Source organism: Leptotrichia hongkongensis, from assembly GCF_007990635.1.
Lineage (GTDB): Bacteria > Fusobacteriota > Fusobacteriia > Fusobacteriales > Leptotrichiaceae > Leptotrichia > Leptotrichia hongkongensis.
In genome coordinates this window covers 59226-73104 of record NZ_AP019846.1, presented here as the reverse complement: position 1 = coordinate 73104, position 13879 = coordinate 59226, and the positions used below count along the sequence as shown (strand labels likewise).

Below are 13879 nucleotides of genomic sequence, written 5' to 3'. Positions count from 1 at the left end.
AAAGACTACATAAAAAGCATACGTAATATTAGTACCAGTCAGCTGAACGCATTGCTGCGCTTGCACCCCTGGCCTATCGACCATGTGTTCTCCATGGATACTGCGATCACTCATCTCAAAGCCGGCTTCCCGCTTAGATGCTTTCAGCGGTTATCCGTTCCAGACGTGACTACTCAGCCGTGCCACTGGCGTGACAACTGATACATCAGAGGTCTGTCCAACCCGGTCCTCTCGTACTAAGGACAGCTCCTCTCAAATTTCCTACGCCCACGACGGATAGGGACCGAACTGTCTCACGACGTTCTGAACCCAGCTCGCGTACCGCTTTAATGGGCGAACAGCCCAACCCTTGGGACCGACTACAGCCCCAGGATGCGATGAGCCGACATCGAGGTGCCAAACCTCCCCGTCGATGTGAACTCTTGGGGGAGATAAGCCTGTTATCCCCGGGGTAGCTTTTATCCGTTGAGCGATGGCCCTTCCATGCGGAACCACCGGATCACTAAGTCCGTCTTTCGACCCTGCTCGACCCGTCAGTCTTGCAGTCAAGCTCCCTTATGCGTTTGCACTCTTAGGCTGATTTCCATCCAGCCTGAGGGAACCTTTGAACGCCTCCGTTACTCTTTGGGAGGCGACCGCCCCAGTCAAACTGCCCATCTAGCACTGTCTCCGTTTCCAGATTAGAATTCCGACGGCATATGGTTGGTATTCCAACGACGACTCTGCCAAGACTGACGCCTTGGCTTCACAGTCTCCCAACTATCCTATACACATGCGGCCAGAACCCAATGCCAAACTACAGTAAAGCTCCACGGGGTCTTTCCGTCCTACTGCAGGTAGCCGGTATCTTCACCGGCATTACAACTTCACCAGGTCTCCAGCCAAGACAGCTCCCAAATCATTTCACCATTCGTGCAGGTCGGAACTTACCCGACAAGGAATTTCGCTACCTTAGGACCGTTATAGTTACGGCCGCCGTTCACCGGGGCTTCAATTCGAGTCTCTCAACCCTCCTCTTAACCTTCCGGCACTGGGCAGGTGTCAGCCCATATACGTCGCCTTTCAGCTTAGCATAGACCTGTGTTTTTGGTAAACAGTTGCTTGGGACTCTTCACTGCGGCCTGTTTCCCCTCAGGGCGTCTAACCCTTCAGGTAAGTCAGGCACCCCTTCTCCCGAAGTTACGGGGCCATTTTGCAGAGTTCCTTAACGAGAGTTATCCTGTCGGTACCAAGTTTCTCACTCTGTCCACCTGTGTCGGTTTACAGTACGGGCGCTGGTTCTCATCGATAGAAGTTTTTCTCGACAGTCTGACGATGCGCGGCTTATGCAAGATGCACTTACCCGTCAGGTCTCACATTTAGGCATGCGGATTTTCCTGCATGCCCATGCTACGCCCTTAGAAAGGCTATTCCGTCAGCCTTCCCGCATACCTTCCTGCGTCACTCCGTCTCTCAGGCGATAACAGCGGTACAGGAATATTAACCTGTTTTCCATTCGCCATCACATTTTTGCTTATGCTTAGGTCCCGACTCCCCCAGGGCGGACAAACCTTCCCCTGGAAACCTTGGACTTCCGGCCGGCGGGATTCTCGCCCGCCTTCTCGCTACTCATTCCTGCATTCTCACTTCTGATACCTCCAGAATGGCCTTGCGGCATTCCTTCAACGGCCTACAGAACGCTCTCCTACCAGGCGTGCAAGCACGCCTCCGCAGCTTCGGTTTATGTCTTAGCCCCGTTACATCTTCGGCGCAGATACTCTCGACCAGTGAGCTATTACGCACTCTTTCAAGGCATGGCTGCTTCTAAGCCAACCTCCTGGTTGTCTGTGAATATCCACCTCCTTTCCCACTTAGACATAATTAGGGACCTTAGCTGGCGGTCTGGGCTGTTCCCCTCTCGTCCGAGGACCTTGTCATCCACGGACTCACTCCTGGCTATTAATATGCGGTATTCGCAGTTTGCTTGATTTCGGTAAGCAGTACGCCCCCTAGACCATACAGAGCTCTACCCCGCATATCTTCATGCCAAGGCTGCACCTAAATGCATTTCGGAGAGAACGAGCTATCTCCTAGTTCGATTGGCTTTTCACCCTAGACCTATCTCATCTCCCAACTTTTCAACGGCGGTGAGTTCGCTACTCCACTGAGTCTTACCTCAGCTTCAGCCTGGACAGTATAGATCGCTAGGTTTCGCGTCTATGGCTGGCGACTTGTCGCCCTGTTAAGACTCGGTTTCCCTTCGGCTCCGTTCTATTAACCTTGCCACCAGCCATAACTCGCAGGATGATTAACCAAAATCCACGCAGTCACACATAAAGTGCTCCTACCGTTTGTAAGCACACGGTTTCAAATTCTGTTTCACTCCCTTGCTCAGGGTTCTTTTCACCTTTCCCTCACGGTACTCTTCACTATCGGTCAACAGCAGTATTTAGCCTTGCGTGATATGGTCCACGCTGATTCACGCCAGATTCCTCGTGCCTGACGCTACTCGGGTGCTTCCAGTCGCAGCATATGCTTTATGTTCTACAGGACTATCACCTTCTTCGGTCCAGCTTCCCAGCTGGTTCCACTTACACATGCGGCTTAAGCATTATGACAATCCGCTGATGGAAGTCCCGTGCCAGCAACGCTGTCCGCTAAGCAAGCTTGTTGGTTTGGGCTCTTCCCGTTTCGCTCGCCGCTACTAAGGGAATCGTTTTTACTTTCTTTTTCCCGCTACTTAGATGTTTCAGTTCGCGGGCTTACCGTTTTCACGCATGTCCTCCAGACATGCAGGTTTACCATTCGGAAATCCGGGAATCACTGATCGTGTGCATCTCCTCCCGGCTTATCGCAGCTTATCACGTCCTTCATCGGCTGCTGTTGCCTAGGCATCCTCCGTGTGCCCTTGTTAGCTTTTTCTCAGAATAACTTTTACTCCAGTTTAATTGTAATCTTTTACCTACTATTCATTTCCCATTGTCCTAGTATTGAACATAGACATAAGAAGAAGCTGTGCATGTTGCTCCTTAGAAAGGAGGTGATCCATCCGCACCTTCCGGTACGGATACCTTGTTACGACTTCACCCCAATCACTATCCACACCTTAGATGCCTTCCTCCTTGCGGTTGGACCAGCAGCTTCAGGTGCAGACAACTCTCGTGGTGTGACGGGCGGTGTGTACAAGACCCGAGAACGTATTCACCGTAGCATGCTGATCTACGATTACTAGCGATTCCAGCTTCATGTAGTCGAGTTGCAGACTACAATCCGAACTGAGAACAACTTTATGGGATTTGCTTGACCTCGCGGTTTCGCTGCCCTTTGTATTGTCCATTGTAGCACGTGTGTAGCCCAGATCATAAGGGGCATGATGACTTGACGTCATCCCCACCTTCCTCCTGCTCTTCGCAGGCAGTCTCGCTAGAGTCCCCAACTTAATGATGGCAACTAACGATAGGGGTTGCGCTCGTTGCGGGACTTAACCCAACATCTCACGACACGAGCTGTCGACAGCCATGCACCACCTGTCACTGCGTCCCCCGAAGGGAAGGCTCTATCTCTAGAGTTGTCAAAGGATGTCAAGATTTGGTAAGGTTCTTCGCGTTGCTTCGAATTAAACCACATGCTCCACCGCTTGTGCGGGTCCCCGTCAATTCCTTTGAGTTTCAGCCTTGCGGCCGTACTCCCCAGGCGGATTACTTATCGCATTTGCTTCGGCACGGACACTCTTCATGCCCACACCCAGTAATCATCGTTTACAGCTAGGACTACCAGGGTATCTAATCCTGTTTGCTCCCCTAGCTTTCGCACTTCAGCGTCAGTTACCGTCCAGTGAACTATCTTCATCATCGGCATTCCTGCACATATCTACGAATTTCACCTCTACTCGTGCAGTTCCGTCCACCTCTCCGATACTCTAGCCCTATAGTTTCCAGGGCAGGCCTGCGGTTGAGCCGCAGGTTTTCACCCTAGACTTACAGGGCCGCCTAGATGCCCTTTATGCCCAATAATTCCGGATAACGCTTGCGACATACGTATTACCGCGGCTGCTGGCACGTATTTAGCCGTCGCTTCTTCTGCAGGTACCGTCACTTTCTTCTTCCCTGCTGAAAGCACTTTACAATCCGAAAACCTTCTTCGTGCACACAGAATTGCTGGATCAGGGTTGCCCCCATTGTCCAATATTCCCCACTGCTGCCTCCCGTAGGAGTAAGGGCCGTATCTCAGTCCCCTTGTGGCCGTTCACCCTCTCAGGCCGGCTACCTATCATCGCCTTGGTGGGCCGTTACCCCACCAACTAGCTAATAGGACGCAAGGCTCTCCTGCAGCGTCTCCTTTCATCAGGCCGGCATGCGCCAGCCTGACAGTACCAGGTGTTATCAGTCGTTTCCGTCTGTTATCCCTGTCTGCAGGGCAAGTTCCTTACGCGTTACTCACCCGTCCGCCTTGGCTAGGCTGCGCAAGCGCAGCTTCGCCAATGACTTGCATGTGTTAAGCATTCTGTCAGCGTTCATCCTGAGCCAGGATCAAACTCTTCATTCAATATATTTCTCATATATTTTATTTCCACCTTAGTCTTGACGAGTTTCTTGCCTTCAAAACAAGAACTCTTGACTTTTATTTATATCTTACACATTGTTGCTTCTTCTATTCTTATCTTCTATTGTCCTGCGACACTTTTTCGTATCGACAAGATATATATTATCATATTCCCTCCCCTTTGTCAACTACTTTTTTCCATTTTTTCAAAGTTTTTTTATATAAATATTATATAATCAGGTGTAATGTCTAAAATTTATACGTATTTTTTGTATTCATTGAGTTTTGACATTTTTTATTTCATATGTTACTATAACTATTATTTGTTAACAGAAACTACAAAATAATTTTTTTCTTAAACCATAGATTTAATTTGATATTAACAATGCTATTTCTATTTAAAATTATCAAAAAATTACAGACTATAATTTTATCATTTACCAAAAGATTTTTAACAAATTTATTGTTTAAACTAGACTTAAATATAAAAAGGAACAAATTGTAATTTATGAATAGAAAAATAACTTTTATAGTTTATTTTGTATAAAAAATAAAGGAGAATTTAATGGAAAATAGGATAACTATAGAAAAATATATTCAAAATCAAGCAATTTCTGAGATAGAAGATAATTGTCTAAAAAGTACTCAAGATTTTTTGAAACTGCTTTCCAGCAAATGGACAATAAACATATTATACGTACTTAATAAAAACAGTATCAAACGTTTTGGCGAATTAAAAAAGGAAATTCCTGGAATAACAAGCGTGATGTTATCTTCAACATTAAGAAAATTAGAAAAATTTGATGTTATATCACGAAAACAATTTAACTCAATACCACCTCAAGTTGAATATTTTCTTACTAAAAAAGGTAAAAAACTTATTTTTATTTTTTATGAAATAGATACATGGCTCGGAAAAATTTGAAATATTTAATTTTTTATATTATAAAACACAATTTTAAATGGAAAATAATTTTTTAATGTATCAATATTTAATTTAATTAATTCAGTTGGTTCTTAATTATTAAAAATAGATACAGAAAACTTGATAAGAACCTTAATGCTGATAAATTCGAGACCAAGAAAATGTTTAAACTATGCAAGTCCATTTTGAAAAATTTTTACGCGAAATTAGTTTTAAAAAAAATTGGGTAAAATGTTGCAATTAATATTGCAATTTATGTTTTAAAACAATATTTTTTAGATAATTATAAATATCCATTTTCTTTATACCAATTTATAACATCCTTTAAAGTTTCATCCAATGATCTAAATTCACATCCTAATTCTTTTTTACTTTTTTTATGACTGAAATTATTTCGCATATAATCATTTTTGATGACACGTATTGTAGCCTTGTTTATTAATGTCTCTTTTTTAGTTAATTTACTGATTAATTCATTAAATACAGCCAGTATTTTTAAAAAATATAAAGGTATAACCCTTTTAGGAGCAGGAATTCCTGTTACTTTAGATAATTCTTCTAACAGTTCTTTCATAGTCATAAATTTTCCAGCTGCAAGATACAATTCTCCTCTTTTTCCTTTTTCCATTGCCATTATTTCGTGTTCTGCTACATCACGTGCATCTACAACGCTATAGCTTGAAGGTATAATTCCTGGTATCTTTTTATTTACATAATCCATAACAAGCTGTCCTGATGAAGTAGGCCCCATATCTCCAGGGCCAAACATAAATCCTGGAAGTACAAAACAACAAAATATATCAGGATTTTCATTCAAAAATTTTTTAACAGCTTCATCGCTTAATATCTTACTACGGTAATAATCATTAATTTCTTTGTCATCTTTATTACGTAACATTGTTTCATCAATAAGCTGATTCTTTTCTGCTTTAAGTACTGCAATCGAAGAAGTGTGAACCATGTTTTTTATTCCTGCTTTTTTTGCAGCAGTCATTAAATCTATAGTTCCTTTCACATTTGTATTGTAAAGTTTCGACCAGTGATTTTCTCCACCTTTATACGCTTCCTTGAAATAAGCTGCTGTATGAAAAAGTCCATCGCATCCTTTGAGAGCTTCTTTATAGCTATCTGGATTATTAAGATTTCCTTCTACAAAAGTAATTTCTAAATCTGGAAACTGTTTTTTTGCATTTTTTATATTCCGTACTAATCCTGTTACTTTTATTCCTCTATTAACTAGCGCTCTTACAAGATTATTTCCTAAAAGCCCTGTTGCTCCTGTCACAAATGCATGCTTTATCTCCCTTTTTGCAGTAAAAATGCTATTTAATTTTTCATTTTCATTATTTAGATTTATTTTTTCCATATACTTATCTCCTATTTTTATTTATCTTAATATTTTTTGTCTAGTCATTATACTTAAATAATATAAACTTTTCAAGTACTTAAAATTTCTATACTTAGTAAGGTTTAATATACTAAAGTTGAAAATTCAGGAAAATTTGGAAAAAAAATATTAGCTGTCTTAGTAATTACTAAGTAGTCATTTTTTGTTTTAAAATTTATTTTCTTCATATAAATAAAAAAACTGAGACAAAATCTCAGTTCTTGTTTCTAATAATTTTACAATTTTTGAACTTTTTATTTATAACGGCTTCTTGGATGGAATTCCTATTTTTCTTGGATATTTTTTGTCTGTTTTTTGCAGTTTTAAAATTTCCAAAATTATCCTTTTATCCATACTTTCCGGAAGATTAAATTCAAAAGTTTTGTTTATTTTTGCATTTAAAATCTTTAGAGCATTTTTCGATTCCTCTATTTCGTTTAGGTTTAATTTTTGCGGTAAAAATCGTCCATTTACTTTTATGAATGGAATCATATACTCCAGTATTATTCTTAAATTGGCTACTCCTCGACAAAGAGCAACATCAAAACATTCTCTTCTATCTTTTATTAATTCTTCTGCACGTTCAAAACTTGTGGTTACATTCTGTAAATTTAATTCTTTTATTACTTCATTTATGAATTCTATTTTTTTCCTTACTGAATCTACTAGCAAAAACTTTTTCTCTGGGTAATAAATGGCAAGTACAAGCCCAGGAAATCCAGCGCCTGTTCCAACATCTATAAAAGATTTTTCGTCATCATTTATAACTTTTGTTAAAAGTAAGGAATCTATAAAATGTTTTTCCAGCATTCCTTTTTTCTCTCGAATTGCCGTTAAATTCATAATTTGATTTTTATTATATAAAAGTTCTAAAAATTTCAGCATTTGTGTAATTTTTTCGTCTGGCACTTTAATTTCTGATTTTGAAAGCAAGTTTAAGAAATATTCTCTTAAATTGGCTTCTTCGTTTATATTTTCCACTTTTTCTCCTTACGTTCCATTAATATATAAAAGGTTTTTTATAGCTAGATTTTATTTTAAAACTCCATCTAAATACATTAGCAGCACAGAAATATCTGCTGGCGTTACTCCAGACATTCTGGATGCCTGTCCTACATTATATGGTCTATTTTCTTTCAATCTTTGTTTTGCTTCTCTTGTAATTCCCTTCATACTGTCATAGTCAAAATTTTTAGGAATTTTTTTATCGTCCAGTTTTTGCTGTTTTTCCATAATTTGGATAGCTTTGGCGATGTAGCCTTCATATTTTGTCTGAACTTCAATTTGATATTCAGTTTCATCGTCAAAATTTAGATTTGGTACATTTTCAATGATTTCAGCGATATATTTTATATCCTGATATGTAACTTTTGGACGACGTAAAATTTCCTTTAAAGTCGTTCCACTTTTTAGACTTTCGTTATATTTATCAAGAATTTCCATAAGCCTTTGGTTACTGCTTCCAAGTTTTATATTCTCAAGGTTTTCTATTGTTTTCTTAACATTTTTTTTCTTTTCCTGTACAATATCATAATATTTTTTATCAAGAAGTCCAATTTTATAAGCCTTTTCAGAAAGTCTTATATCAGCGTTGTCTTCACGTAAAATAAGGCGGAACTCAGATCTTGCTGTAAACATTCTATATGGCTCAAACAATTCCTTATTTATTAAATCATCTATCATTGTTCCAATGTACGAACTTTCTCTGTCTAAAATAAACGGCTCTTCTCCTTTAATTTTTAAAGCTGCATTGATTCCTGCTATAATTCCCTGTGCAGCCGCCTCTTCATAACCACTTGTCCCATTTAGCTGTCCAGCTAAATAAAGTCCTTTTACTTTACGAGTTTCAAGAGTGTAGTCAAGTTCGCTAGGGTCTACAATATCATATTCCACAGCATACCCGTATCGCATTATATGAGCATTTTCGAGCCCATCAATTGTATTTACTATCTTTTGTTGCAAACTAGCGGGATAACTTGTGGAAAGTCCACTTATGTAGACTTCTGCCGTGTCAAATCCTTCTGGCTCCAAAAACAGATGATGGCTGTCTTTATCATTAAATTTTACAACTTTATCTTCAATTGACGGACAGTATCTTGGTCCTGTGCTGCTTATACTTCCATTATACATTGGCGCTTTATCCAGATTATCCATTATTATTTTATGTGTATTTTCATTAGTTCTTGTCAAATAGCACGATAATTGCGGTTTTTCTAAAACTTCACTATTTGGAGTTCTCATTGAAAATTTTAATGGAATACCTGTTATTCCTGGCTGTTCTTCCAATTTTTCCAGATTTAATGTTCTAATATCAAGTCTAGGAGGTGTCCCTGTCTTGAATCTATCCATTTTAAATCCTAAAGATTTTAAGGAATCTGTAAGGTCATCTGCCGATAACTCTCCCATTCTTCCACCTTTCACCCTTTTATCTCCAATGTATAAAAGTCCTCTCAAGAATGTTCCTGTTGCAAGTACAACCGCTTTTGCAAAAAACTCCATTCCTGTCTTAGTTCTTATCCCTTTTATAACCTTTTCAATTCTTTTAGAATTACCTTCTAAAATTTCAATTTCTTCTACAATTAATTCTGTGACAATATCTTGAACAGTATCTAAATTTTGCTGATTTTCTATTGTTTTTTTCATTTCCCTTGCATAAATTTTTCTATCTGCCTGAGCTCTTAACGAACGAACTGCTGGTCCTTTTTTTGTATTCAGAATTCTCATTTGTACAAAGCTTTTATCCATATTTCGTCCGATTTCTCCACCTAATGCGTCAACTTCCTTAGCCAGATGGCTTTTTGCAGGCCCTCCAACTGATGGGTTACAAGACATAACACCTATATTATCTAATGTTATTGTAAAAATTGCTGTATTCAACCCTAATCTAGCTGATGCCAATGCTGCTTCAATTCCCGCGTGTCCAGCACCAACTACAATTACATCATAATTTCTCATTTTATTTATAAATTGTAATTTTTATTCTCAAAATAATACTTTGACCTAAAATTACATTCTCCTTTCGCTTCCAATTCTTTTTATAAATCCATTATATATTAATATTTTGTTTTTTTCAATAAAGTATTTTCAAAAAAGAAAAAACGAGTTATGCAACTCGCTTACAGTTTATTTAATAATTTGATTTTTATTTTCTGTTTTGGTGGAAATGACGGGAATCGAACCCGTGTCCAAAATAAAAAGTTCTTACTATCTTCTACAAGTTTAGTCTATTTAACGCTTTAACCGTTAGATATTAAACAGACAAAAGTCTAAAGGCGAGATTATAAATTTTCCTTAGATGACATAATCATACATCCAAGTAAGCCATTAAAAATGACATCACCTAATGGAAAAATGGCATTCCCAAAAGAGATGAGCCGCTATCTTAGGCAGCTAATGCGTAATTATCGTTTCCGATTATTTTTAAGTTGGATTTTAAAGCTCCCGCTTACTTGCCAATAATAATCTTTTTATCCTGTCGAAACCAAAACATTCCCTTATTTTAAAATTTACTTTTTTAGTATAGCACATATTTAAGATTTTGAAAAGATATTATTTAAAAATTATATTAAAAACCCTATCACTCCATATACTCCCAATGTTACAAGAGCTGCTGCAATCAATACCCCAAAAAGAATATATAAAAAAGATTTTTTTCTGTCAAATTGAAGCAATGCCGCAATCAATGCTCCTGTCCAAGCACCTGTTCCTGGAAATGGAATAGCTACAAAAATCATAAGTCCCAAAAATTCTTTATTTGCGATACTTTCACTTCTGCTCATCGCCCTTTTTTCAATTTTTTCAATAAAGTTTACCAATATATTCTTCTTTTTCATAAATTCAAATAATTTTACTACAAATAAAAGAATAAATGGCACAGGAAGCATATTTCCAATAATCGAAACAATCATATTTAAGTACCAAGGTAATCCAATAGCTGCTCCAATCGGTATTGCTCCACGAAGTTCAATTATAGGCAACATTGATATAAGAAATATTCCTATAATTTTATTTAAAAGCGGAGCTCCAATTAAAGTTACCTTTATAAAATTTTTAAAAGATTTCATAATTTTTACTTTTTACTTTATAATAATTAAATCCATTAATTATCATAAATTTCTCCTTTATTGATTATTTACGTTAATTCAAGAGAACGCATACTCTATTTTATTATTTAAAATTTCATCTTAATTCTTACAAAAATTTATATATTTACAACATATTTCAAACTAAATCTAATCATCTTTTGTAATCACAAATATTAGTGGCTGTGATTTTTCCAAAACAAACTCAGACTCGTTAAAGCCTCCAAATACTTTTACATTGCTTATACCTAACTGTTCAAAAAATTTCATAAAATCAAAATAATTAACATTTGTTAAAATTTCCTCATTTTCAAGCTTGTCATCCAAAATAGTTTTAAAAATCACGTTATTATCAGTATTTTTGTAATAATAACGCTCAAATTTTACATTTTCATTTTCAATCAATGGTAAATTTCCCAAAAAATTAGATTCAGATTTTTGATTTTCAAAAAATTTATAAAAATTTATTAGTTGAATAATCAGTTTCCCATTATTTTCAAGCTGTGAATAAGCCTTTTTTAAAAATAAAAAAATCTCATCTTTGCTATTCAAATGCGGTAACGTATTTCCAACATTTATTATTGTGTCGAATTTTCCCAATTCATCAATTTTCAGCATATCCAAATTTTTTACGTCGATATTTTTTTCTCTAGCCTGCTCAATCAGTTTTTCATTTATATCAATGGAATTTACTTCATATCCTTCTTTTTTTAGAAATTTTGACAAATTACCTGTTGCAGCTCCCACATCAAGCACTTTTTTCCCTGTAATATATTTTTGAAAAAAATTCTTCTGAACATCTGAAAGTGAAAAGATAAAATCATATTTTTCTGCTATTGTATCGTAAAACTTCTTCATGTTTTCTTTATTTTCCATATTTTCCCCAAATTTTAAAATTTTTGAATTTTAACAGCAAAGTTATAATTTTAGATTATTATAACATAAATTTTACAAAATAAGAATTAAATTTGCAAAAATAATATAAAAAAAGAAAACCGACTATTTCTAGCCGATTTTCAAAATTAATTTTTAAGATTTCTGTTTAAATCAATTATTTAGCAATTTTGCTTGCGAAGTATCCTAAAGTTCTGATTAATTGAGCTGTATAAGACATTTCGTTGTCATACCAAGATACTGTTTTAACTAATTGAGTATCTCCGTTTTGAACGATTTTTGTTTGTGTTGCATCAAATAATGATCCGAAGTGAATTCCAACGATGTCAGAAGATACTAATTCTTCTTCAGTATATCCGAATGATTCGTTAGCTGCTGCTTTCATAGCTGCATTTACTTCTTCTACAGTTACTTTTTTGTTTAAGATTGATACTAATTCAGTTAATGAACCAGTTGGAACAGGTACTCTTTGAGCAGCTCCATCTAATTTTCCGTTTAATTCAGGTACTACTAATCCAATTGCTTTTGCAGCTCCTGTTGAGTTAGGAACAATATTTACAGCTGCAGCTCTTGCTCTTCTTAAGTCACCTTTTCTGTGAGGTGCATCTAAAGTGTTTTGGTCTCCAGTGTAAGCGTGGATAGTTGTCATTGTACCAGTTACAACACCAAAGTTATCGTTTAATGCTTTAGCCATTGGTGCTAAACAGTTAGTTGTACAAGAAGCTCCTGAAATAACTGTTTCAGATCCATCTAAAATTTCGTGGTTTACATTGTAAACTACAGTTTTAACATCATTTCCACCAGGTGCAGTAATAACTACTTTTTTAGCTCCTGCTTTTACGTGTTTTTCAGCTTTTTCTTTAGTTGCAAAGAAACCTGTTGCTTCTAATACTACATCTACTCCTAATTTACCCCAAGGTAATTTTTCAGGATCAGCTTCTGCGAAAACTTTGATTTCGTTTCCGTTTACTACGAAAGCTCCTTCTTTAACCTCAATAGTTCCATTGAATCTTCCTTGAGATGAATCATATTTGAATAAGTGTGCTAACATTTTAGCATCTGTTAAGTCATTAATTGCTACAACTTCAAATTTATCTGTTTGTTCAGACATTAATCTCAATGCTAATCTCCCGATTCTTCCAAATCCATTAATTGCTACTTTAACTGCCATTTTAATAATACCTCCTAAAAATTTTAATATATTAAAAAAATATATTATTCTATACAATTTGAGTATATCATATTTTCGTTGAATTTTCAACAGTTAGGAATTAATAAAATATGGTAAAATTTTTAGGTACGTTACACAATCAAATATAGTGCTAAAAAATATTAAAAAAATCTAATAAAAACAATATATTTTACAATCTATAATCTCAAAAAATTAGAAACTATGAATTTGAGGTAATACTTTCTTTTTGTAAAAAATCTATACAACTATTTTTTTTCAAAACAAAAATTTAAATTTAAAAAAATAACTTCATTTTATTTTTTTATTATTTTTTGTTTTTAATTCTATCTAATAATATAATAATTTTTACTTTATTTTATTAACAAATACATTGAAAAAATATGCATAATATGTTAAAATTCTTGTAAATTATGAGATTATTACTTTACATAACAAAACTACTCCAAACTAGATTATTATAGCTCTACAGATTTTTTATTTTTAACAGTTATTATAGTAAAACTGCTTTAAAACTAAACTCAAAAGTTATGACTATTTTACTCAAACCCTAAATTTATATAATTTTTAGCAGTTTAATTTTAAGTAGGTTTGAATATATATTATAAAATCTAGAAAAATACATTAAACATAAACCTAAACATTATTATGAGTGATTTGAAAAAATCGAAAGATAGGGAAGTAAGTGAAATTCTTACACTGTCCCGCAACCGTGAAAAAACTATATTTTAATAGTTTTTAAGTCGGATAACTATCCATAATAATTATTCATAGATTGACTACGGCAGATGGTTAAATGAAATTTAAATTCCTGAAGTTATTCAGCTTTTTTAATATATCAGTCTTTAACCGTTCGCTTTAGATAAGCATAAACGGTTTTT

Annotated in this window: 7 protein-coding genes, 2 rRNA genes, 1 other RNA gene and 1 riboswitch; of the genes, 1 reads left to right on the top strand and 9 read right to left on the bottom strand. The window is 35.8% G+C overall.

Annotation, left to right across the window (positions count from 1 at the left end; genetic code table 11):
* Nucleotides 1–8 precede the first annotated feature (8 nt).
* Together FVE75_RS00330 and FVE75_RS00325 are read right to left on the bottom strand one after the other, a co-directional pair.
* Nucleotides 9–2901: ribosomal RNA gene (locus tag FVE75_RS00330) — 23S ribosomal RNA — on the bottom strand.
* A 111-nt stretch (nt 2902–3012) separates the two neighbouring features.
* Nucleotides 3013–4524: ribosomal RNA gene (locus FVE75_RS00325) — 16S ribosomal RNA — on the bottom strand.
* The 16S and 23S rRNA genes sit together here, the layout of an rRNA operon.
* A 562-nt stretch (nt 4525–5086) precedes the next feature.
* On the opposite strand from FVE75_RS00325, the gene FVE75_RS00320 reads away from it, so the two are divergent.
* Entirely contained in the window at nt 5087–5446 is a 360-nt protein-coding gene (locus FVE75_RS00320; protein ID WP_147004716.1) for a winged helix-turn-helix transcriptional regulator, read from the top strand.
* Nucleotides 5447–5729: 283 nt separating this feature from the next.
* Here the strand turns inward: FVE75_RS00320 and FVE75_RS00315 are convergent, their stop codons facing one another.
* The 7 genes from FVE75_RS00315 to gap form a co-directional block, all read right to left on the bottom strand.
* Complete coding sequence (locus FVE75_RS00315) at nt 5730–6812, bottom strand: SDR family oxidoreductase (protein WP_147004715.1); 1083 nt, start codon at nt 6810–6812, stop codon at nt 5730–5732.
* Nucleotides 6813–7091: 279 nt separating this feature from the next.
* Nucleotides 7092–7814: a 16S rRNA (guanine(527)-N(7))-methyltransferase RsmG gene (rsmG, locus tag FVE75_RS00310; RefSeq protein WP_147004714.1), complete on the bottom strand. Its 723-nt coding sequence runs from the start codon at nt 7812–7814 to the stop codon at nt 7092–7094.
* Between the two features lie 51 nt (nt 7815–7865).
* The gene (mnmG, locus tag FVE75_RS00305; RefSeq protein ID WP_147004713.1) at nt 7866–9788 is read right to left on the bottom strand and encodes a tRNA uridine-5-carboxymethylaminomethyl(34) synthesis enzyme MnmG; all 1923 of its coding nucleotides are present in this window, start codon (nt 9786–9788) and stop codon (nt 7866–7868) included.
* 200 nt (nt 9789–9988) lie between these two features.
* Nucleotides 9989–10327, bottom strand: a transfer-messenger RNA (tmRNA) gene (gene ssrA / locus FVE75_RS00300).
* Nucleotides 10328–10393: 66 nt separating this feature from the next.
* A complete protein-coding gene (locus tag FVE75_RS00295; protein ID WP_232052560.1) occupies nt 10394–10813 on the bottom strand; it encodes a COG2426 family protein in 420 nt (139 codons plus the stop codon).
* A 252-nt stretch (nt 10814–11065) separates the two neighbouring features.
* Nucleotides 11066–11791, bottom strand: coding sequence for a class I SAM-dependent methyltransferase (locus tag FVE75_RS00290; RefSeq protein WP_197735191.1), 726 nt, complete (start codon nt 11789–11791; stop codon nt 11066–11068).
* Between the two features lie 175 nt (nt 11792–11966).
* A complete protein-coding gene (gap, locus tag FVE75_RS00285; protein WP_147004711.1) occupies nt 11967–12980 on the bottom strand; it encodes a type I glyceraldehyde-3-phosphate dehydrogenase in 1014 nt (337 codons plus the stop codon).
* A 672-nt stretch (nt 12981–13652) separates the two neighbouring features.
* Nucleotides 13653–13760, top strand: a riboswitch (adenosylcobalamin-variant (AdoCbl-variant) riboswitch).
* Nucleotides 13761–13879: the final 119 nt, after the last annotated feature.

Coding starts and splice junctions, on each gene's coding strand:
- FVE75_RS00320 (WP_147004716.1), top strand. CDS start 5,087: ATGGAAAATAGGATAACTATAGAAAAATATATTCAAAATCAAGCAATT.
- FVE75_RS00315 (WP_147004715.1), bottom strand. CDS start 6,812: ATGGAAAAAATAAATCTAAATAATGAAAATGAAAAATTAAATAGCATT.
- mnmG (WP_147004713.1), bottom strand. CDS start 9,788: ATGAGAAATTATGATGTAATTGTAGTTGGTGCTGGACACGCGGGAATT.
- FVE75_RS00295 (WP_232052560.1), bottom strand. CDS start 10,813: ATGTTGCCTATAATTGAACTTCGTGGAGCAATACCGATTGGAGCAGCT.
- FVE75_RS00290 (WP_197735191.1), bottom strand. CDS start 11,791: ATGGAAAATAAAGAAAACATGAAGAAGTTTTACGATACAATAGCAGAA.
- gap (WP_147004711.1), bottom strand. CDS start 12,980: ATGGCAGTTAAAGTAGCAATTAATGGATTTGGAAGAATCGGGAGATTA.